We start from the raw sequence: 19,769 nt of genomic DNA on the forward strand, positions 1-19,769 counted from the left end.
TGGCTCATCCGATGAAGAGGCGTTCGGGATCGAGCACGCGCAGCGTGGCGAGCTCTTTCTCCGTCGGCGGCTCTGTGGTGCCGAGCTGGTCGTCGAAGGTCAGGTCGAAGCCGGTGTTGTCCTGCACCTCCTCACGGCTGACGCCGGGATTGAGGGCGAGCACCTTGATGCGGCGGTCGGTGTCGTCGAAGCCGAAGACCGCGAGCTCGGTGATGACGCGGAACATGCCACCCATCGGCAGGCCGCTCTCGGCGCGCGAACGGCCGCCGCGGATGAAGCCGGGGCTGGTGATGAAGTCGACCTGCTCCACGAAGCGGCGCTTCTCGTGCTTCATCGCGACGATCATGTTGGTGAGGCTGGAGATGTCGTTGCCGCCGCCCGTGCCGGGAAGGCGCGTCTTCGGATGCGCGGGATCGCCGATGAAGGACGAGTTCAGGTTGCCGAACTGGTCGATCTGCGCGCCGCCCATGAAGCCGACATCGACATAGCCGCGCTGGAGCAGCAGCAGGACATCGGCGCTGCCCAGCACCATGTTGGCGCGCTTGGTGCAGCGCTGGTCGTTGGTCGAGGGCGGGAGCTTACCCGGCTCCACGAAGGCACCGACGACGCCGCCCTCGAAGAGGATGGTGAGGCCGGGGCAGTCGAGGCGCTGGGCGAGGGTCGCCGCCAGCAGCGGGATGCCGACGCCGGCGAAGACGACCTGGCCGTCCGTGAGCTGGCGGGAGCTGAGGACCGCGAGTATTTCCGACGCGGTGTAGTTTCGAGTGTCAGTCATTGTAGATGCTCCTGCCGCGCCGGCTGGCTTCGAGAACTTCCTCCATGCCGATGAGCTCGAGGTATTTGTTCCACGACGCCGGCTCGTAGAAGTATTTCTCCAGATAATCCTGCATCGCGCCGACCGGGTCCTTGTTGACCTGGCGGACATAGGCGTCCATGTGCGCGAGCATCGGCTCGTAGACGCCGAAGCATTCGTGCGGAGCGCTGCCATAGGGCACTTCCACCACCGCATCGACGCAGAAGAACGGGATCTTCGTCTGGTCCGGCGCCCGGCGGATCTGGTCGTTGGAGACGATGCGCTCGGTGGTGAGGATGACGCGGTTGGCGGCGAGGGCGAGGTCGATGTCCATGAACTGCAGGCCATCGATCTGCGCGTTGCCGTAGGCGTCGCAGCGCTGCACGTGGATCAGCGCCACCTCGGGATTGAGGGCGGGCACCAGAAGGAGCCTCTCGCCGGTGAAGGGGCAGTCGATCTCCTTGGCCTCGGGCCTTATGCGCTCGACGTCCGAGCCGAGCATCGAGCGGATCGGCAGGAACGGCACGCCCATGCCACCGGCGCGGTAGCGCATGCCCATCGCCATGTGGCTCCACTCATCGTAGCGGGCCCCGCCGCTCTCGACGTTGTGGCGCATCACCTTGGACAGGCCCCACAGAATGCCCTGCGCGAACCAGCTGGTTTCGATGTGGTTGCTGACACCCGAGCCGAAGAGCAGATCACCGTCCGTCGAGATGATGCAGCGCGAGCAGGACAGCTCCTTGCGGCGGTCGCGGATGAGCTGCCAGATCAGCGCCATCGGCGTGCGCGACATGGTGGAGCCGCCGATGCCGACCGTGTCGCCGTCGCGTACGAATTTCGTCGCCTCTTCCAGCGACATGACCTTCTCGCGAAGGCTGCGGTCACGCTTCGACAGTTTCTCGCGTAGTTGGACGTAAGGCTCGACGCCGGTCGTCATGTGCAGATCTCTCCTCCGGACGTGTTTTTGCGCGCCGGCTCAGTTGCCGTCCGCGAGCGCGTTGAATTCGTCGATCAGGCGGTCCCAGTCCGCGCGCTGATCGAAGAGTTCGTCCCAGAATGTCTGGTGCTTTCGGGCCTCGAACCGGTCGAGCGGAATGCCCTGCTGCTCGACCCAGGTGTAGTAGCCGAGGTTGAAGATGCGCCGCCGGTCGGGGAAGCCCAGTTCGAGCACCGCGTCCGGCGCGGCGCCGGCGATGAACTCGCCGAAGACCGTGCCGGCGTCGATTTCGTCGAAGCCGTCGGGATAATGACGCGCCGCGAACGCCTCGCGCTCGGTGCGGTACATGGCGGCGCTGTCGGTGGCGATCGTCATCACCACGTCGTCGGCGCCGTAGCGCATGTATTTGGCGAGCTTGATCGCCGCGACGATGTTGGCGAGGCCGGAAATGCCGATCTCGTCGAGCTGCGCGATCAGTTCCGGATCGACCCGGCGGCGGCGCGCGAGATAGCCGCGCCCCGCTTCGCTGGCGATCATCAGGTTCAGATGGTCGCTCGCGCGGTCGGAAACGGCGATGGCGAAATCCGTGTTCATCACGTTGTGGATGAGCGGCACATGCTTGTCGCCGATGCCCTGGATGTTGTGCTCGCCATAGCCGTTCTCCAGCAGGGTCGGGCATTCCAGCGCCTCGACGGCGGCGATGCGGGTGCCGTGCCCGGCCTTGAGATGGTCGCCCGCCGCGATGGTGCCGGCCGAACCGGTGGCGGAGACGAAGGCGGACAGGGCGAGGTGCGGGTTGCGCGTCCGCAGATGGCGGAAGACGTGCTCGCACGCCGGTCCCGTCACGGCCCGGTGCGCGACGTAATTGGTGAAGGCGGAGAACTGGTTGAGGATCACGTTCTCGTCGTGCCGCGCCAGCTCGTGGCAGGCGTCGTAGATTTCCTTGACGTTGCTCTCGGTGCCCGGCGTGCGGACGATGTCCTCGGGGGAGGTTACCCAGCGCTCCAGCCATTCGAAGCGCTCGCGGCTCATGCCTTCGGGCAGCACGGCGATGCCGGAGCAGCCGAGGATGCGCGAGACCGCGATGCCGCCCCGGCAGTAATTGCCGGTGGAGGGCCAGACCGCCCGGTGATGGCCGGGATCGAAGCGGCCGGTCACGAGCTCCGCGACGAGACCGGCATAGGCCGGCAGCACCTTGTGGGCGCCGATCATCGGGAAGCGGTTGCCCAGCATCACCACGATGGTCGCGTCGGTGCCGGTGAGTTCCTTCGGCAACACGAGATGACCGGGAATCTCCGCCCGGCTGCGCCGGTCGGCGCCGTTGTACCAGTGGATCCGCCACAGGTTCATCGGATCGGCGGCGTCGGGGTCGATGGCGGCGAGCCGTTCGGAGATGGCGGCGGGAATGGCATCCGGCGCGCTCAGCTCACGGAAGGTCGGCAGCCGGATGCCGCGGGCCTGTGCCTGACCGATGGCGCGACGGCGCGTTTCGGCGTCGATCATGGAGGGCTGTGTCGCCGGCTCGGTCATTCTCTCGCAACCTGGGATCTGACTAGATGTCTATCATACTAATGTTAGTATGATAGACATCTATCGTGGGCAGGAAGGGCTGTCAAAGCCCGTCGCGCGGTTTCAGCAGGCGGAATGGCTTTCCTTGAGCGACAGTCCGGCGGGCTGCGGCCCGCAACCGGCGGCGGCGCGCGCCGCGGCGCTGGCGAAGGCCCGCGCGTGCAGCGGCGCGGGGGCATCCCGATAGAGCGTGTCGCGCTGGCGCGGGACGCGTCCGGCCGAGCGGATCGTCGCCTCCATCATCTGCGGCGTCATCTCCTGGCCGTGGCTGGCGCCGGCGGAGCGGGAGATGGTCTCGTCCATCAGCGTCCCGCCGAGGTCGTTCACCCCGGCCGACAGGCAATGCCTTATGCCTTCCGGACCCAGCTTCACCCAGGAGACCTGGATGTTGGTGATGTGCGGGTGGAGCACCAGCCGCGAGACGGCGTGCATCAGCAGCGTCTCCCGGAAGGTGGGGCCGCGACGGGCCCGACCCTTGAGGTAGATGGGCGCTTCCATATGCACGAAAGGCAGGGGCACGAACTCGGTGAAGCCGCCGGTCTCGATCTGCAGGTCGCGGATGCGCATCAGGTGGCGGGCCCAGTGCTCGTAGCGGTCGATATGGCCGAACATGATCGTCGCCGTGGACCGGAAGCCGAGCCCGTGCGCGGTGCGCATCACGTCGAGCCATTGCTCGGTGTTGATCTTGTCGGCACAGAGCTCCGCGCGCACCTCGTCGTCGAGGATTTCCGCCGCCGTGCCGGGCAGGGTGCCAAGGCCAGCCTGCTTGAGGCGGCCGAGGAACTCGGCGACGTCGATGCCGAGCGTATGTGCGCCCTGGTGGATCTCGAGCGGTGAGAAGGCGTGCATGTGCATGCCCGGAACCGCCGTCTTCACGGCGGCGCAGAGCTCCAGATATTTCTGCCCGGTATAGGAAGGGTGGATGCCGCCCTGCATGCAGACTTCGGAGGCGCCGCGCTCCCAGGCCTCGCGCACGCGCCCGGTGACCTCCTCCATGGAAAGATCGTAGGGCCGCCCGCGCAGGTTCTCGCTGAGCTTTCCCTTCGAGAAGGCGCAGAACTGGCACTTGAAGTAGCAGATGTTCGTATAGTTGATGTTGCGGGTGACGACGTAGCTGACCACGTCGCCATTCACCCGCCGGCGCAGATCGTCCGCTGCGCGGCAGATCGCCGTGACGTCATAGCCGCGCGCCCGGAATAGGGTCACGATGTCTTCTTCGCGTGCCGGCTCGCCATGGGCCAGCCGGTCCAGCACGGCCCGTACCGCCGCGCCGGGCTCCGCCACGAAGGAAGGCGCGAGACGCCGCGTCTCGCTCTCCGGCGGGCGGCCGAGGTCGCCGGGCGACCATTCGTCGGTGCGCGGCCATCCCTCCGCGTCGATCCGGTCGAGCAGCGCGGGGCGAAGGCGCTCATCGACCCAGCGCTTCGCACGCGATGCGTATTCCGGATAGATGGCGAGGCGTTCGGTCAGCACCTTGCCGGCGGCGCGTGTGGCGGCGTCCAGCACCCGCAGATGCGGCCACGGCGCCTCGGGATTGACGTGGTCGGGCGTCACCGGCGACACGCCGCCCCAGTCGTTGATGCCGGCGGCGACGAGCCGGTTGAGCGCGCCCGGGCTGAGATTGGGCGGCGCCTGAATGTTCATCCCGGGATCGAACAGCAGGCGCGCGACGGCGATGGTCCACAGATGCTCGTCGAGCGACGGCGCCTCGACATCGGCCATCCGCGTTCCCGGCTTGGGCCGGAAGTTCTGGATGATGATTTCCTGGATATGGCCGTGCGCGTCGTTGAGATCGCGCAGCGCGAGCAGCGAGGCGACCCGCTCGGCGCGGGTCTCGCCGATGCCGATGAGGATGCCGGTGGTGAAGGGCACGCGCCGCTCGCCGGCGAGGCGCATGGTCTCCAGCCGGGCGGCCGGGATCTTGTCCGGGGAGCCGAAATGCGGACCACCCTTCGCGCAGAGCCGCTCGGACACGCTTTCCAGCATGATGCCCTGCGAGATCGACACCTTGCGCAGCATGGCGATGTCCTCGGCCGTGAGCAGGCCGGGATTCACATGCGGGAGCAGGCCGGTCTCGGCGAACACGGCCTCGGCCATCTCGGCGAGATAGGAGAGCGTCGTCGGGTGCCCCAGCCGGTCGAGTTCCTCGCGCGCCACGCGGTAGCGCAGCTCCGGCTTGTCACCGAGGGTGAACAGGGCCTCCTTGCAGCCGGCCTGCTTGCCGGCGCGGGCGATGGCGAGGACCTCTTCGCGCGTGAGGAACGCCTTCACATTCTTCTTCGGCGTGTGGGCGAAGGTGCAGTAGTGGCAGACGTCGCGGCAGAGCTGGGTCAGCGGAATGAAGACCTTGCGCGAATAGGACACCGTGCGGCCGTGAAAGGCATCGCGGCGCCGGCTGGCGAGGTCCATGAGGCCGGACAGATCGGCCATCTCGACCATGGCATAGGCTTCTTCCGGGGTGAGGCGCGAGCCCTCGGCGAGCCGCTCCAGAACAGCATGGCGGGTCATGTCGTCAAAGGCTCCTCGGTAGGCAGGCTCCTGCCGGAGCAGGGCGCCGGCGCGGGGCGGATATCCGGTCGAGCGCGGCGCAGGTGCGGACGGCGCGGGATGGCGGCCTGACGAGATCGGCCGGCGTGTCGACGTCGTGGCCGAGCCCCTTCAGGTGCATGAGGGCGGGCGCGATGCCCCGAGCCCGGGCGGCGGCGAGATGGCGGGCGAAGCTTCCCGTCCCGAAGGCCGGGGCGATCGAAAGCGGCAGCGTGCCGGCCAGAAGATTGGTGCCGCCGTCGCGCGTGGCCGGCACCAGCACTAGCGGCGTCCGGTGCAGCGTGTCGACGACCTCGCGGATTTCCAGCGAGGTCAGGAACGGCACGTCGCCGGGCACGACGAGAACGCCCGGCCGCCCCTGTTCCTGCAGGAACTCCAGTCCCTGCCGGACGGCGGTGTTCGTCCCCTGTTCGAGCGGGTCGTCGCGGACGATCGCCCCGTAGCGCTGTGCCAGCGCGGCGGCCTCCGCGTCGGGGGTGACGACGAGGACGCCGGCGAGCGTCGTCGCGCGGGAGAGCACGGCAAGGACGTCGTGGAGCATCGCGCGCGCCAGCTCGGCGCGCTCGGCGGGAGTAAGGGCCGTCGCGAGCCGCTGCTTGGCCTGGCTGAGGCGCTTTACCGGTACGAGGGCCCAGGGGCGGCTGTCCTCGACGCTTCCCCTCATGGCGCGACCTTCCGCGCCTCGCCCGCGAGCCGCGCGCAGAGTTCCAGCGCGGCACGGGCGACCCGCTCGCTGTCTTCCGCCGTCTTCATCAAGGTCGGCGTCTGCAGGACGGGCAGGGAGATTGCGTCGCTTTCGGCATGGTCGGAGGAATCGATGACGAGCCCGTCGATCAGGCCGCGATAATGCTGGGCGACGGTGAGCGAGCTCGGCGTGACGCCGAGTTCGCGCATGATCTTCGCCGTGGGGCCCTTCACCGCCGCGTTGGCGATGATCGGCGAGACGGCGACGACCGGCACGTCCGCCGCCTGAAGCGCCTTGAGGAAGGCCGGCATGGCCAGAATAGGGTCGATGCTGAGATAGGGGTTGGACGGGCAGATGATGATGCCGCGCAGGTCCGGCGCCTGCAGCGCACGGGCGACGGCGTCGCTCAGGCGGGCGACGCGCGCGCCGGCATAATGGAGGCCGTGCAGGACCGGCCGGCACTGGTGCTCGACGAAGTAGCGCTGGAAGGGCAGGCGCCCCTCGGAGGAATCGATCTCGGTCGAGACCGGATCGTCGCTCATGGGCAGGATGTGCGAGGCGACGCCAAGCTGGCGGGCGATATGCGCCGTCACCTCTGTGAGCGTCTCGCCCTGGCGCAGGAGGCGGGTGCGCTCGACATGAAGCGCGAGGTCCCTGTCGCCGAGCTGGAACCAGCTTTCCCCGCCGAGCCCGGCCAGCGCCTGCATGAAGTTCCAGGTCTCGCCGGCCCGTCCCCATCCCCGCTGCTCGTCGCTCAGCCCGGCGAGCTTGTAGAGCACGCTGTCGATGTCCGGGCAGATGCGCAGGCCGAGATGATCGAAATCGTCGCCCGTGTTCACCACGACCGAGAGCGCCGGACCCAGGAGGCGCGAAAGGCCGAGCGCCAGCTTGGCGCCGCCAACGCCACCGGAAAGCGCGACATAGGTTCCGGAATATGGCGTGCCGCTCATCGGAACATGTCCCTCTCGCGGGGGCGGACGAGGTCGGCGGCGGGGCGAGACGGGCCGTGCCGTGGAAGGCCGCGGATGAGGACGGCGGGAATCCCTTCGTCCGCCTGCCCCATCAGGAGGGAGGCGGCGGCGGCGATCTCGTCCGCGACCGCGATCTCGGTGACCTGCATGCGCCGGCCGAACAGATCGGTGGCGCCCACCCGGTCGACGAGCGAGGCGACGCCGGCCGCGCCGAGCGCGACGCCAACCACGCCATTACGCCACGGGCGGCCGAAGCTGTCATTGATGACGACGCCGATCTCGACGCCAAAGGCGGCGTCGAGGCGCTGCTTGAGGGCGGCCGCCGAGGCGTCGGGATTCTCCGGCAGCAGCAATACACGCCGGGTGCCGTCGGGATGCTCGATATTGGATTCGTCGATGCCGGCATTGGCCATCACGAAGCCCAGCCTGTGCGCCACGACGACGACGCGCGGGCCTTCGCGGACCACCTCGTCCGACTGGGACAGCACCGCTTCGACGTGGTGCGGATCCTTGCCGGTCCGGGCCGCGATCTCCCGCGCGCGCTGCGACGGCTCGAGGGCGGCGAGGTCGAGATAGCGGCCCTCGGCCTTGGAGACGATCTTCTGCGCGAGGACGAGGACATCCCCGTCGCTCAGTCCCACCCCGCAGTCCCTGAGCGCCGCCTCCATGAGCGCGGCCAGATCGTCTCCCGGCTCGACGAGCGGGATTCCCGGGATCGGGAAGCAGGAGACGGGTTGCATGGAGGCGGCGGAAGACATGGCGGCGCGAGGGATCAGGAGAGATCGAGACCGGTGATCCGGATGCCGGCGCCCGGCACCTTGTAGCGGCGGTTGATGCCGATCAGCACCGAGGTGAGGGCCTCGGCGGCGGCCGAATTGGCGAGAACGCCACCGTCCACGCCGCGGGTGGCGACGGCGCCGGCGAGTTCGATGACCGCCTCGCGGGCCTCCTTGTCGTTGCCGAAGACCAGCACGTCGCAATCGGCACGCCCGCCGGAATGCAGCTTGGCGGCGCCGACATTGTGGAAGGCGGAGACCACGCGGACCCCGTCACCGAGCAGGTTCTGGGCGATCTGTGCCGCCGAACCCTCGGCGGGAAGCTGAACGGTGGAGACCTTCGGCGGCACGAGCGGGACGGCGGCATCGACGAGGATCTTGCCCTGCACCGCCTCGCGCACTTCCAGAAGCGTCGCCTCGTGGCTGGCGAAGGGAACGGCGAGCACGACGACATCCGCCTCACGGGCGGCGTCGGCATTGCCGGCCCCGCGCACCTTGCCTTCCATCTCGCCGGCGGCAGCCTCGGCCTTTTCCGCCGAGCGCGAGCCGATGATGACGGCATAGCCCGCGCGCGCCCACGCCTTGGCGAGGCCGGAGCCCAGATCGCCGGTGCCGCCCAGAATTCCGATTGTCGTATCGCTTGGCATTTCACTTCCCATGATGAAGCGCAGGCCGTGACGCGGCCTCTCGCGGCGGGCAGGGACGGGACGCAGATACTCGTCCCGTTCCGCCAAGTGAATCTATCATACTAATGTTAGTATGATAGAGGAATTCTGCTGCATCCGATCAATCCGGTGCGCCGGATTTCCCTATCGGCCGAAAATCCGGTTCCAGAAGGCTTTCAGGCGCTCGGCGATGACCGAGAAGACGAGCCCGCCCGCATTCAGCTCGGAAACCATGGCGGGCTCGGCGCCGCCGCCCGACCCGGTGTGGCCGAGGCTGGCCTCCAAGTTCTGCACGAAGGCGCCGATGAGCCGCCCGGCGATGTCCTGCACGAGGCCCGAGCGCCCGAACTGGGCGAGCATGCCGGTCAGCGTGTAGCCGATCGAGACCTCGACGCGGGTGGAGCGTCCCTCATCCTCCGGCTTGAGCACATAGGTGATCAGGCCGCGCGTGGCGGAATTGCTGCGCGTGTCGCGCCCCGCGCCGATGATCCGGCCGCTGCGGGTCGCGTCGTCGCGGCTGATGTCGGCGACGCCCTGGAAGTCGGCCGTGATGGGCCCGACCTTCACGCGGATCTGGCCCTCGACATGCTCGTCGCTCGGCGTGCCGACGAGCGAGGCGCCCGGCAGGCAGCGGGCGACCGCGGACACGTCGCCGAAGAAGTCCCACACCTTTTCCGGCGGGTGGGCGACGGTGAAGTCCTTGGTGAAGGTCGTCTGCGGGGTCCAGTCCGGCTCGATCGGCACGCCGCGCGCGGAAGCGGTCGGGCGCGCGCCGGCCGGCCGGGCATCGGCTCTGCGCGGCTGCGCAGCCGCACCGGCCTCGGGCGTGGTCGCACCGGCATGGCCCGAGCCGACCGGGCCGAGGCGGCTGCGGGCATCCGAGGCGCCGCGCTGGCCCGCTTCCCGCCGCTCGGCGAGGACCGACAGCACCGCGCGCACGATGCCGACATAGCCGGTGCAGCGGCACAGATTGCCGCTCATGGCCACGCGCACCTCATGCTCGCTCGCCTCGGGCAGGCGCAGCACGACGTCACGTGCGGACACCATCATGCCCGGCGTGCAGAAGCCGCACTGGAGGGCATGCTCGCGGCGAAAGGCGGCGCGCAGCTGCGTGGCGACCTCGTCGTCGTCGAGCCCTTCGATCGTGGTGACCTCGGCATCGGCGCAGGACACCGCATAGGTGATGCAGGAGCGGGCCGGCTCGCCGTCGATGATGAGCGTGCAGGCGCCGCACACGCCATGCTCGCAACCGATATGCGTGCCGGTCAGGTTGTGAGTCTCGCGCAGGAAATCGGCGAGATGGGTGCGCGGCTCGGCCTCGGCGGTGAGCGCGCGTCCGTTGACGTTGAGAGTGACGAGGGTCATGCCGCTTCTGCCTGCTGGACGGCGCGCCGCAATGCGACGACATGGGTACGCCGGTCTAACGGATCGCTCATGCCGGCCGCCGTGATCGCGTCGGACACGGCATCGGCATCGAAGGTCGCGGTGGTGAAATCGTGCAGCGAGCCGCCGAAAAGCGGGCGGGCATCGTCGAGCACGATGGGCCGGGCCTCGGTGGCGCCGATCACGGCGCGGCACAGATCCCGGTCTGGATCGAAGAAGACCGCGCCGATCGCCTGCGCGAATTCGCCGGTCTTGCGGCAGCTCTTGTAGTAGCCCCAGCGGGTGCGGGGACCGCAGCGCGGGATGCGGACGGCCTCGAGGATTTCGCCCGGTTGCAGGTCCGCCGACAGCGCGCCGAGAATGTAGTCCTGCACCCGCACCTCGCGCAGGCCCGAGGCGCCGCGCAGCGTCACGCCGGCCCCCACCGCCGATAGGATTGATATCCAGTCGGCGGAAGGGTCGGCATGGGTCAGGCTGCCGCCGACCGTGCCGCGATTGCGCACGGCCCGATAGGCGATGCCGCGGGCGACGCCGGGAAGGGCGCCGGCGGTGACGTCGGGAACCCGCCGGTCCTCGAAATCGGCATGGGTGACGCACGCCCCCACGATGATCTCGTCGGCGCGCTCGTCGACGCGGCGCAGCGCGTCGAGCGCCGAGATGTCCACCAGAAGGTCCGGCTGGACGAGGCGCATGTTGAGCATCGGCCCGAGCGACTGCCCGCCCGCCAGCAGCTTGATGGACAGGCTGTCGTCCTGAAGAAGAGCGACGGCGGCGTCGAGGTCGGCCGGGCGCTCATAATCGAAGCGGACGGGCTTCATGATGCGCTCCCCGCATGGCCGGCCGTCGCAATGGCTTCCAAAATGCGCCGTGGCGTGATGGGCGCGCGCAGCATTTCGACGCCGAGCCCCCGCAGTGCGTCGTTGACGGCGTTGCCGATCGCGGCGGGCGGCGCGATGGCCCCGCCCTCGCCGATGCCCTTGACGCCGAATTCGGTGTAGGGCGCCAGCCATTCCATATGGTCGAGGCGCGGCTCCGGCACCTCGGTCGGGCCGGGCAGGAGATAGTCGGCGAAGGTCGAGGCGAGCGGCTGCCCGGCCGCGTCGAAGGGCATCTCCTCGTAGAGCGCCGTGCCGATGCCCTGCGCCAGCCCGCCATAGATCTGCCCGTCCACCACCATCGGGTTGATGAGCTTGCCGCCGTCCTCGACGATCACGTAGTCGAGGATCTCGACATCCCCCATTTCCGGATCGACCGCGACCACCACGGCGTGGGCCGCGTAGCTGAAGGTGCCGCTGTCGCGCACCGGCTTGTAGCCGATGGTGACTTCCAGTCCGCGCGGATCGATGTCGGCCGGCAGATCCTGCGGGCGCCGGTACCAGGCATGGGCGATCTGGGCGAGGCTGATCGATCCGGTCGGGGACACTGCGTGCCCGTCGCGGATGACGACGTCGGCCGGGTCTGCCTGCAGGAGGTGGGCGCCGATCCGCGCCGCGAGCGAGGCCAGTTCGCGCGAGGCGGTGGCGACGGCGCCGCCGGCCATCACCGCGCAGCGCGACCCCCAGCTGCCGGTAGAGAAGGGGGTGTATTCGGTGTCGCCATGGACGAGACGGATGCGCGCCGTATCGATGCCGAGGATTTCGTGCGCGACCTGGGGCAGCGTCGTCTCCATGCTCTGCCCGTGCGAGTGCACGCCGACACGCAGTTCCAGCCCGCCATCGGGCGTCATCCGGGCGGTGGCCTGTTCATGGCCGGGCACCATGGGAATGCCCCAGCCGGCATAGACCGAGGTGCCGTGCGCGCCCTGCTCGCAATAGATCGAATGGCCTATGCCGATCAGCCGCCCGTCGGACTCGCCGGCGGCCTGACGGGCGCGGATCGCAGGGAGGTCGATGGCCGCCATGGCGCGGCGCAGCGCCTCGGGATAATCGCCGCTGTCGAAATGCTTGCGGGTGATGTTGTCGAACGGCATCTGCTCGGGCCGCACCAGATTGCGCAGGCGCACCTCGTGCGGTTCGATCCCGGCCTCACGGGCGATGGCGTCGAGCACAAGTTCCAGCGCGAAGCACACGCCGGTCCGCGCCACGCCCCGATAGGGCAGGATCGGGCACTTGTTGGTGGCGACCGACCAGGTGCGGCAACGATAATAGGGAAAATCATAGGGGCCGGGCAGGATGCTGGCGACCTGTGCGGCCTCCAGACAGGCCGAGAAGGGGTAGGAAGAATAGGCGCCGGAATCGACCGTCGCCTCGCAGTCGATGCCGAGCAGCCTGCCGTCGCGGTCGGCATAGCCGGTGATGAGGTAATGGTGCTCGCGGCAATTCGCGCCCGCGGTCAGGTGCTCACGGCGGTCCTCGATCCAGCGCACGGGATGGCCGCAGCGCATGGCAAGCCAGCCCAGGCAGACATCCTCAGGCAGCAAAATACCCTTGTAGCCGAAGCCGCCCCCGACATCGGGCGAGACGATGCGGATCTTTTCCTGCTCCAGGCCGAGGCATTCGGCGAGGCCCTGCCGGACAATGTGCGGCATCTGGCTGCCGGTGTAGAGCACCAACTGCTCCATCCGGCTGTCCCAATAGGCCACGGTGCCGCGGCCTTCCATCGGCGCCATGCTCTGGCGCGAGGTCGTGATCTCGCGGGTGACCTTGATCGGGGCGTCGAGGGCGGCCTCGATGTTCACCTCGACATGGGTCTCCAGGAAGACATTGTCGCCCCACTGCTCGTGCAGCAGCGCGGAGCCGGGCTTGCGCGCTTCCAGCATGTCGTGGACGGCGGGAAGCTCCTCGAGATCGAGATCGACCTCGGCCGCCATGTCCTCCGCCAGGGCGCGGGTGTCGGCGACGCACATGGCGAGCAGCTCGCCCACCTGCCGGACCTTGTCGACCGCGAGCACGGGCTGGTCGGACGGCTTGAATCCGGGGAGGCCGGACACGGCGCGGATCGGCTTCACGCCCGCCAGCGACGCGGCGGTGAACACCGAGCCGGCGAGGTGCTCGGGCACATGGACGCCCCGGACCCGCGCATGTGCCAGCGGGCTGCGCACGAACGCCACGTCCTTCATGCCCGCCAGACGGATGTCGCCGACATATTGCCCGCGCCCGCGCAAAAAGCGGTCGTCCTCCTTGCGCAGGAGACGTGAACCCACTCCCTGGTCCGTCATTCCGCCCTCACGTACTGCATCACCCGGCTCTTCCGATCCAATCTCACGCGCAATAATAGAAGGATCAGCGAGTTGACGGCATAACATACTAATTTTAGTAAGATAGCAACATAGAGTGCCGATCCTTCCTGTGAACCCCGATTCCGGCGCGTCGTCACCGGGGTCATGACGCGCCAAGGAGGCCGCCCGTGCAGATCAACATCAATGCGGATATCGGGGAAAGCTACGGCAAGTTCCATGTCGGTAACGATGCCGAGCTGATGCCGCTCATCGGCTCGGCCAACATCGCATGCGGCATGCATGCCGGCGATCCCACCATCATGGTAGCGACGCTGAAGAGCGCGCTGGCAAGCGGCGTTTCAGTGGGCGCGCATCCCGGCTTCAACGACGTTTGGGGTTTCGGTCGACGTCAGATCCGCATGGATGCGACCGATCTTGAATACCTTGTGACCTATCAGATAGGCGCGCTTCAGGCGCTGGCGGGTATGGTCGGCGCCAAGGTGACTCATGTGAAGCCGCATGGAGCGCTCAACAACATGGCGCATGACGATGAAGCCTACGCCATGGCGGTTGGGCGGGGCATTCGGGCCGCCGACCCCAACCTGATCTACGTCGCCAATGTCGGCTCGGAAATGATGCGTGCCGGCGAGCGCCTCGGGCTGCGGGTAGCCAATGAGGCTTATGTCGATCGGGCCTACGACGACAACGGCAAGATGCTCTCGCGCGAGCGCGCGGACGCGGTCATCCGCGATCCGGCTCGCGCGGCCGAGCAGGTGCTCCGGATCATCGAGGAAGGCGCTCTCATCAGCCTCTCAGGCCGGCGGATTCCGGCGAAGGTGCATTCGTTCTGCGTCCACGGCGACGAACAGACCGCGGTGCCCGTCATGAAGCAGGTGCGAACTGCATTGGACGAGGCCGGCATCGAGGTGGTGCCGCTGCCCGTCCTGCTTGCGTAACCACGGTTCGCCGGCGCTGGAGCCCCTTCGGGAGATGAAAAGCGTCATCCTCGACGCGGGCGTCCGCGCCTGCGTTCCGGCGGACCTGCAAACACGTACGCACACAGCCGCGATGTGCTGCACCGCTCGATAAGTACTGTTGACCTATTGTGCTGTCGCGGACGCCCAAGAAGCAAGCTGACAAGAGAAGTCGCTCGGCGTATACTGCTTTTTCAGTAGTCGCGGCACGTCCGTGATCTGTATTTCTTGGGCGCGTCCAATCGCGACGGACATCTCCTCGGGCAGGTCGTTCGGGAGGAATGGCGATGACGATCCGGAATCCTGTCGTATGGAGCTTCGATCAGATCAGGCAGACCTTCGGCGCTGTCAAATCTGTGGAGCATGCTTTCCATCACCCGGCGGAAGAAGCGAGTCTGGTGGTCCCTCAGGTGCGGCGGATCACCGTCGCCGATCTCAAGGATGTGCTGAGACGGGGGTTTAGCGACTTCGGCGCTTATCGGACGGATGTGATCTTCATCTGCCTGATCTACCCGCTCGCCGGCCTGTTGATCGGGGCCGCGACGCTCGGCAACGGCCTCCTGCCCTTGCTGTTCCCGCTGGTCTCCGGCTTCGCGCTGCTCGGTCCGTTCGCCGCCGCCGGGCTCTATGAGATGAGTCGGCGCCGCGAACAGGGCCAATCGGTCACCTGGACCGACGCCTTCAACGTGCTCACCTCCCCCTCGCTCGCCGCCATCATCGAGCTCGGCTTGCTGCTGGTCGGCATCTTCCTGGTCTGGCTGCTCGTGGCGATGGGGATCTACCAGATGACGCTGGGCCCCGACCTGCCGGAATCGGTGTCGGCCTTCGTCACCGCGGTCTTCACCACCGGGCCGGGCTGGGCGCTGATCGTGGTCGGCGTCGGGGTCGGTTTCCTGTTCGCGGTGGCGGTGCTCGCCATAAGCGCCGTGTCCTTCCCGCTGCTGCTCGATCATCGGGTCGGCGTGTCGGTCGCGGTGCGCACCTCGGTCCGCGCCTTCATGGTCAATCCGGTCCCCATGCTCACCTGGGGCTTCATCGTCGCCGGCGGGCTGGTGCTGGGTGCCATTCCGCTGCTGGTCGGCCTCGTCGTGGTCATGCCGGTGCTCGGTCATGCCACGTGGCATCTCTATCGCAAGGTCGTCCAATAGCAACGAGCAGTAACGGGATCGCGGATCGAACGACGGCCAAGGATATATGTGATGCATGTCGTCCTGGTTCTAGTTCTGGTGGCCGTCGGATCCGTTCTGTTTCATTTCCTGAGCCCGTGGTGGTGGACGCCAATCGCGTCGAATTGGCAATATATCGACGACACCATCATCATCACCTTCTGGATCACCGGCGTCGTTTTCGTCGCCGTGCTGGTGTTCATGGCCTATTGCGTCTGGCGCTTCCGCCACCGCGAGGGCCATCGGGCCGCTTTCGAGCCGGAGAACCGCAGGCTCGAAACCGGCCTCACCGTCATCACCGGCCTCGGGGTCGCGGCGATGCTGGCGCCCGGCCTCTTCGTGTGGAGCCATTTCATCAACGTTCCGTCGGACGCCTCGGCGATCGAGGTCGTCGGCCAGCAATGGCAATGGAGCTTCCGGCTGCCGGGCCAGGACGGCAAGCTCGGCAGGACCAGCGTCGACCGCATTGCCGACGACAACCCGCTCGGCCTGGACAGGAGCGATCCCGACGGCCGGGACGATGTCGTGCTGCAGGGCGAGGATCTGCATCTGCCGATCGGCAAGCCGGTCAAGGTGGTGCTGCGCTCCACCGACGTGCTGCATGATTTCTACGTGCCGGAGTTCCGGGCCAAGATGGACATCTTGCCGGGCTCCAGCACCTATTTCTGGCTCACCCCGACACGCACCGGCACGTTCGACATCCTCTGCGCGGAGCTTTGCGGCACCGGCCATCCCTATATGCGCGGATCGGTCGTGGTCGAGGAGCAGCTTGCCTATGACGCCTGGCTGGATGGCCAGCAGAGGCGGATGATCGCGCAGCAGGACGGAACCAAAGGGCAGAAGGCTGAAGTGAAGGCGCAACAATAGGCAGGGCTACCTTGCCGAGGGAGGGTGCCGATGGTCGATGTTCCGCTTGGCGCGGCTGGCGTACCGCGGGCCGAAGTCGAAGATGTCGAGCTCTACCATCCGAAGAGCTGGCTGACGCATTATGTGTTCAGCCAGGACGCGAAGATCATCGCCGTGCAATATTCCGTCACTGCGCTGTCGATCGGTCTGGTCGCGCTGATGCTGTCCTGGCTGATGCGATTGCAGCTGGCATTCCCCGGTGCGCTCTCCTTCATCGACGCCGATGCCTATTACCAGCTCATCACCATGCACGGCATGATGATGGTGGTCTATGTGCTGACCGCGCTGTTCCTCGGCGGCTTCGGCAATTACCTGATCCCCTTGATGCTCGGCGCGCGGGACATGGTGTTTCCCTATGCCAACATGCTGAGCTTCTGGTTCTATCTGCTCGCGGTCGTGGTGCTGTTCGCCAGCTTTGCGGTGCCGGGCGGGCCGACCGGGGCCGGCTGGACGCTCTATCCGCCTCAGGCGATCACCGCCGGTACGCCGGGCCTCGCCTGGGGCATCATCATGATGCTCGTCTCGCTGATGATCTTCATCATCGGCTTCACCATGGGCGGCCTCAACTACGTGGTCACCGTGCTGCAGGGCCGCACCCGCGGCATGACGCTGATGCGCATGCCGCTCACCGTGTGGGGCATCTTCACCGCCAGCGTGATGGCGCTGCTCGCCTTTCCCGCCCTGTTCGTCGGGTGCGTGATGATGCTGTTCGACCGGCTGCTCGGCACCAGCTTCTTCATGCCGGAGATCATCGAGCAGGGCGCGCGCCTGCCTTATGGCGGCGGCAGCCCGATCCTGTTCCAGCATCTGTTCTGGTTCTTCGGCCATCCCGAGGTCTATATCGTCGCGCTGCCGGCGTTCGGCATCGTCTCCGATCTCATCAGCGTCCATGCCCGGCGCAACATCTTCGGCTACCGGATGATGGTATGGGCGATCGTGGCGATCGGCGCGCTCAGCTTCGTGGTGTGGGCGCACCACATGTATGTCAGCGGCATGAACCCCTATTTCGGGTTCTTCTTCGCGACCACCACCCTGATCATCGCGATACCGACCGCGATCAAGGTCTATAATTGGGTATTGACGCTCTGGCGCGGCGACATCCACCTCACCGTGCCCATGCTGTTCGCGCTCGCCTTCATCGTCACCTTCGTCAATGGCGGGCTGACGGGGCTGTTCCTCGGCAATGTGGTGGTGGACGTTCCGCTGTCCGATACCATGTTCGTCGTTGCCCATTTTCACATGGTGATGGGCGTGGCACCGATCCTGGTGATCTTCGGCGCCATGTATCATTGGTATCCGAAGGCGACCGGGCGGCTGCTCAACGTGCCGCTCGGACAGTTCCATTTCTGGGTCACCTTCCTCGGCGCCTATCTGATCTTCTTCCCTATGCACTATCTCGGGTTGATGGGCGTGCCGCGGCGCTATTACGAGATGGGCGAGACCGCGATCTATCCGCAGTCGGCGCACGACCTGAACATCTTCATCACGGTGATGGCGCTGCTGGTCGGCGCGGCGCAGCTCGCCTTCGTGTTCAACCTGATCTGGAGCCTGCGCCATGGGCGCGAGGCCGGCGGCAATCCGTGGCGCGCCTGCTCTCTGGAATGGCAGACCCCGGTGACGCCGCCGCCGCACGGCAATTTCGGCAAGGAACTGCCGATCGTCTATCGCTGGGCCTATGACTACAACGTTCCCGGCGCGCCGGAGGACTTCATCCCACAGAACCAGCCGCCGCTGGCCGGCGAGATGGCGAGCCGGACGCCATGAGCATCGTCCTCGCCTTTCTCGCCATCCTCATCGGCATCGCCGCCTGGTGGCTGTCGACGCAGCGGATCATGTCCAAGCCCTGGCTGGAGATCGGCGTCATCGACGAGCCGCCGAGCGCACACCCGCCGCCGACGGCGAAGATCGGGCTCGGCGTTTTCCTGGCGGTTGCCGGGGTACTGTTCGCGCTCTCCATCAGCGCCTATTCGATGCGGCTGCAGGCCGCCGACTGGTGGCCGCTGCCGGTGCCACGGCTGCTCTGGTTCAACACCGGCCTGCTCATCCTTGCCAGTGCCGCGCTGGAATGGACCAAGGTGCAATCCCGCCATGCGAACCTCGACGGCGTGCGCTTCGGGCTGATCGGTGCCGGCATCTTCACGCTCGCCTTCGTCATCGGCCAGCTCGTGGTCTGGCGCGAACTGGTGGGGGAGGGCTATTTTCTCGCCTCCAATCCCGCCAATGCCTTCTTCTATCTGATGACCGGACTGCACGGGCTGCATGTGCTGGGCGGGCTCGTCGCACTGTCGCGCGTCACCTTTCGCGCGTTCGGCGCCGATGAGGCCAGAGGCGATAAAATCCCCGGCGAACGGGGCAGGCTGCCGCTCGGCGTCGAGCTGTGCGCCATCTACTGGCATTTCCTGCTCGTCGTGTGGCTGGTCCTGTTTGCGCTGATCGCCGGCTGGGCCGGCGATTTCTTCGAGATCTGTCGTCAGGTGTTGAGCTGAAGATGTCCTGAGCCGAAGGAGCGGTCGATGGTGCAGATATCGCTGAGGAACGAGGCGGACGAGGTCCGGCAATCCTCCGGCCTTGCCAGCATCGCCGCCGACCTCTCGTCCGACCAGCGGGCGTTCAAGAACGTCTCCTGGGGGAAGGCCATGATGTGGATCTTCCTCCTGAGCGACACCTTCGTCTTCAGTTGCTTCCTGATCTCCTACATGACGGCGCGCATGTCGACGACGGTGCCCTGGCCCAATCCCAGCGAGGTGTTCGCGCTGGAGATCGGCGGCACGTCGTTCCCACTGCTGCTGATCGCCATCATGACCTTCGTGTTGATCAGCAGCAGCGGCACCATGGCGATGGCGGTGAATTACGGCTACCGGCGCGACCGCGTCACCACCGCCATGCTCATGCTGGCGACGGCGGTGCTGGGCGCCGCCTTCGTCGGCATGCAGGCCTTCGAATGGACCAAGCTGATCCATGAAGGCGTCCGGCCATGGGAGAATCCGTGGGGCGCCGCGCAGTTCGGCTCCAGCTTCTTCATGATCACCGGTTTCCACGGCACGCATGTCACCTTTGGCGTGATCTTCCTCATCGCCATTGCGCGCAAGGTGCTGCGCGGAGATTTCGATACGGGAAGGCGCGGCTTCTTCACCAGCCGGAAGGGGAGCTACGAATCCGTCGAGATCATGGGCCTCTACTGGCACTTCGTCGATCTGGTCTGGGTTTTCATCTTCGCCTTCTTCTATCTGTGGTGAGCAA

General features: G+C 67.0%; 17 protein-coding genes. 6 read left to right on the top strand and 11 right to left on the bottom strand.

Annotated elements, in window-relative coordinates; all coding sequences use genetic code 11:
- Nucleotides 1–4: 4 nt before the first annotated feature.
- The 11 genes from SNOV_RS21040 to SNOV_RS21090 all read right to left on the bottom strand — a co-directional run bounded on the left by SNOV_RS21040 (nucleotide 5) and on the right by SNOV_RS21090 (nucleotide 13,483).
- Nucleotides 5–775 (bottom strand): CoA-transferase subunit beta, encoded by a 771-nt coding sequence (locus SNOV_RS21040; RefSeq protein ID WP_013168995.1) that lies wholly within the window; start codon nucleotides 773–775, stop codon nucleotides 5–7.
- Nucleotides 768–1,730, bottom strand: a complete 963-nt coding sequence (locus SNOV_RS21045) for a CoA transferase subunit A (RefSeq protein WP_013168996.1) — start codon at nucleotides 1,728–1,730, stop codon at nucleotides 768–770. The genes SNOV_RS21040 and SNOV_RS21045 overlap by 8 nt, the downstream gene beginning before the upstream one ends.
- Before the next feature lie 39 nt (nucleotides 1,731–1,769).
- Nucleotides 1,770–3,260, bottom strand: coding sequence for a pyridoxal-phosphate dependent enzyme (locus SNOV_RS21050; protein ID WP_013168997.1), 1,491 nt, complete (start codon nucleotides 3,258–3,260; stop codon nucleotides 1,770–1,772).
- A gap of 102 nt (nucleotides 3,261–3,362) precedes the next feature.
- Nucleotides 3,363–5,807: a 5-amino-6-(D-ribitylamino)uracil--L-tyrosine 4-hydroxyphenyl transferase CofH gene (gene cofH / locus SNOV_RS21055; RefSeq protein ID WP_013168998.1), complete on the bottom strand. Its 2,445-nt coding sequence runs from the start codon at nucleotides 5,805–5,807 to the stop codon at nucleotides 3,363–3,365.
- 4 nt (nucleotides 5,808–5,811) lie between these two features.
- Nucleotides 5,812–6,510 carry a 2-phospho-L-lactate guanylyltransferase gene (gene cofC / locus SNOV_RS21060; RefSeq protein WP_013168999.1) on the bottom strand — a complete coding sequence of 233 codons (699 nt, stop codon included), beginning with the start codon at nucleotides 6,508–6,510 and terminating at the stop codon, nucleotides 5,812–5,814.
- The gene (gene cofD / locus SNOV_RS21065; protein ID WP_013169000.1) at nucleotides 6,507–7,481 is read right to left on the bottom strand and encodes a 2-phospho-L-lactate transferase; all 975 of its coding nucleotides are present in this window, start codon (nucleotides 7,479–7,481) and stop codon (nucleotides 6,507–6,509) included. The genes cofC and cofD overlap by 4 nt, the downstream gene beginning before the upstream one ends.
- Nucleotides 7,478–8,260, bottom strand: a complete 783-nt coding sequence (cofE, locus tag SNOV_RS21070; protein WP_013169001.1) for a coenzyme F420-0:L-glutamate ligase — start codon at nucleotides 8,258–8,260, stop codon at nucleotides 7,478–7,480. The genes cofD and cofE overlap by 4 nt, the downstream gene beginning before the upstream one ends.
- A 14-nt stretch (nucleotides 8,261–8,274) precedes the next feature.
- Nucleotides 8,275–8,925, bottom strand: coding sequence for an NADPH-dependent F420 reductase (gene npdG / locus SNOV_RS21075; protein WP_013169002.1), 651 nt, complete (start codon nucleotides 8,923–8,925; stop codon nucleotides 8,275–8,277).
- A 162-nt stretch (nucleotides 8,926–9,087) separates the two neighbouring features.
- Nucleotides 9,088–10,308, bottom strand: a complete 1,221-nt coding sequence (locus tag SNOV_RS21080; protein WP_013169003.1) for a xanthine dehydrogenase family Fe-S subunit — start codon at nucleotides 10,306–10,308, stop codon at nucleotides 9,088–9,090.
- Nucleotides 10,305–11,144: an FAD binding domain-containing protein gene (locus tag SNOV_RS21085; protein WP_013169004.1), complete on the bottom strand. Its 840-nt coding sequence runs from the start codon at nucleotides 11,142–11,144 to the stop codon at nucleotides 10,305–10,307. The genes SNOV_RS21080 and SNOV_RS21085 overlap by 4 nt, the downstream gene beginning before the upstream one ends.
- On the bottom strand, nucleotides 11,141–13,483 hold the full coding sequence (locus SNOV_RS21090) for a xanthine dehydrogenase family protein molybdopterin-binding subunit (RefSeq protein ID WP_013169005.1): 2,343 nt from the start codon (nucleotides 13,481–13,483) through the stop codon (nucleotides 11,141–11,143). The genes SNOV_RS21085 and SNOV_RS21090 overlap by 4 nt, the downstream gene beginning before the upstream one ends.
- Before the next feature lie 188 nt (nucleotides 13,484–13,671).
- Between SNOV_RS21090 and SNOV_RS21095 the strand changes: the two genes are divergently transcribed.
- The 6 genes from SNOV_RS21095 to SNOV_RS21120 all read left to right on the top strand — a co-directional run bounded on the left by SNOV_RS21095 (nucleotide 13,672) and on the right by SNOV_RS21120 (nucleotide 19,765).
- Nucleotides 13,672–14,439 (top strand): LamB/YcsF family protein, encoded by a 768-nt coding sequence (locus SNOV_RS21095; protein ID WP_013169006.1) that lies wholly within the window; start codon nucleotides 13,672–13,674, stop codon nucleotides 14,437–14,439.
- A gap of 305 nt (nucleotides 14,440–14,744) precedes the next feature.
- The gene (locus tag SNOV_RS21100; protein WP_013169007.1) at nucleotides 14,745–15,605 is read left to right on the top strand and encodes a DUF2189 domain-containing protein; all 861 of its coding nucleotides are present in this window, start codon (nucleotides 14,745–14,747) and stop codon (nucleotides 15,603–15,605) included.
- Nucleotides 15,606–15,656: 51 nt separating this feature from the next.
- Nucleotides 15,657–16,490 carry a cytochrome c oxidase subunit II gene (locus tag SNOV_RS21105; protein WP_013169008.1) on the top strand — a complete coding sequence of 278 codons (834 nt, stop codon included), beginning with the start codon at nucleotides 15,657–15,659 and terminating at the stop codon, nucleotides 16,488–16,490.
- A gap of 30 nt (nucleotides 16,491–16,520) precedes the next feature.
- The gene (locus SNOV_RS21110; protein ID WP_013169009.1) at nucleotides 16,521–18,293 is read left to right on the top strand and encodes a cbb3-type cytochrome c oxidase subunit I; all 1,773 of its coding nucleotides are present in this window, start codon (nucleotides 16,521–16,523) and stop codon (nucleotides 18,291–18,293) included.
- Nucleotides 18,290–19,015 carry a cytochrome c oxidase subunit 3 gene (locus SNOV_RS21115; protein WP_013169010.1) on the top strand — a complete coding sequence of 242 codons (726 nt, stop codon included), beginning with the start codon at nucleotides 18,290–18,292 and terminating at the stop codon, nucleotides 19,013–19,015. Before SNOV_RS21110 ends, SNOV_RS21115 begins: the two co-directional genes overlap by 4 nt.
- A 27-nt stretch (nucleotides 19,016–19,042) precedes the next feature.
- Nucleotides 19,043–19,765 (top strand): heme-copper oxidase subunit III family protein, encoded by a 723-nt coding sequence (locus SNOV_RS21120; RefSeq protein WP_013169011.1) that lies wholly within the window; start codon nucleotides 19,043–19,045, stop codon nucleotides 19,763–19,765.
- Nucleotides 19,766–19,769 lie beyond the last annotated feature (4 nt).

The organism is Ancylobacter novellus DSM 506, from assembly GCF_000092925.1.
Taxonomy (GTDB): Bacteria; Pseudomonadota; Alphaproteobacteria; order Rhizobiales; family Xanthobacteraceae; genus Ancylobacter; species Ancylobacter novellus.

What these genes read in the sequence shown, in the direction of transcription:
- SNOV_RS21040 (WP_013168995.1), bottom strand. Translation starts at nt 775, where the DNA reads ATGACTGACACTCGAAACTACACCGCGTCGGAAATACTCGCGGTCCTC.
- SNOV_RS21045 (WP_013168996.1), bottom strand. Translation starts at nt 1,730, where the DNA reads ATGACGACCGGCGTCGAGCCTTACGTCCAACTACGCGAGAAACTGTCG.
- SNOV_RS21050 (WP_013168997.1), bottom strand. Translation starts at nt 3,260, where the DNA reads ATGACCGAGCCGGCGACACAGCCCTCCATGATCGACGCCGAAACGCGC.
- cofH (WP_013168998.1), bottom strand. Translation starts at nt 5,807, where the DNA reads ATGACCCGCCATGCTGTTCTGGAGCGGCTCGCCGAGGGCTCGCGCCTC.
- cofC (WP_013168999.1), bottom strand. Translation starts at nt 6,510, where the DNA reads ATGAGGGGAAGCGTCGAGGACAGCCGCCCCTGGGCCCTCGTACCGGTA.
- cofD (WP_013169000.1), bottom strand. Translation starts at nt 7,481, where the DNA reads ATGAGCGGCACGCCATATTCCGGAACCTATGTCGCGCTTTCCGGTGGC.
- cofE (WP_013169001.1), bottom strand. Translation starts at nt 8,260, where the DNA reads ATGTCTTCCGCCGCCTCCATGCAACCCGTCTCCTGCTTCCCGATCCCG.
- npdG (WP_013169002.1), bottom strand. Translation starts at nt 8,925, where the DNA reads ATGCCAAGCGATACGACAATCGGAATTCTGGGCGGCACCGGCGATCTG.
- SNOV_RS21080 (WP_013169003.1), bottom strand. Translation starts at nt 10,308, where the DNA reads ATGACCCTCGTCACTCTCAACGTCAACGGACGCGCGCTCACCGCCGAG.
- SNOV_RS21085 (WP_013169004.1), bottom strand. Translation starts at nt 11,144, where the DNA reads ATGAAGCCCGTCCGCTTCGATTATGAGCGCCCGGCCGACCTCGACGCC.
- SNOV_RS21090 (WP_013169005.1), bottom strand. Translation starts at nt 13,483, where the DNA reads ATGACGGACCAGGGAGTGGGTTCACGTCTCCTGCGCAAGGAGGACGAC.
- SNOV_RS21100 (WP_013169007.1), top strand. Translation starts at nt 14,745, where the DNA reads ATGACGATCCGGAATCCTGTCGTATGGAGCTTCGATCAGATCAGGCAG.
- SNOV_RS21105 (WP_013169008.1), top strand. Translation starts at nt 15,657, where the DNA reads ATGCATGTCGTCCTGGTTCTAGTTCTGGTGGCCGTCGGATCCGTTCTG.
- SNOV_RS21110 (WP_013169009.1), top strand. Translation starts at nt 16,521, where the DNA reads ATGGTCGATGTTCCGCTTGGCGCGGCTGGCGTACCGCGGGCCGAAGTC.
- SNOV_RS21115 (WP_013169010.1), top strand. Translation starts at nt 18,290, where the DNA reads ATGAGCATCGTCCTCGCCTTTCTCGCCATCCTCATCGGCATCGCCGCC.
- SNOV_RS21120 (WP_013169011.1), top strand. Translation starts at nt 19,043, where the DNA reads ATGGTGCAGATATCGCTGAGGAACGAGGCGGACGAGGTCCGGCAATCC.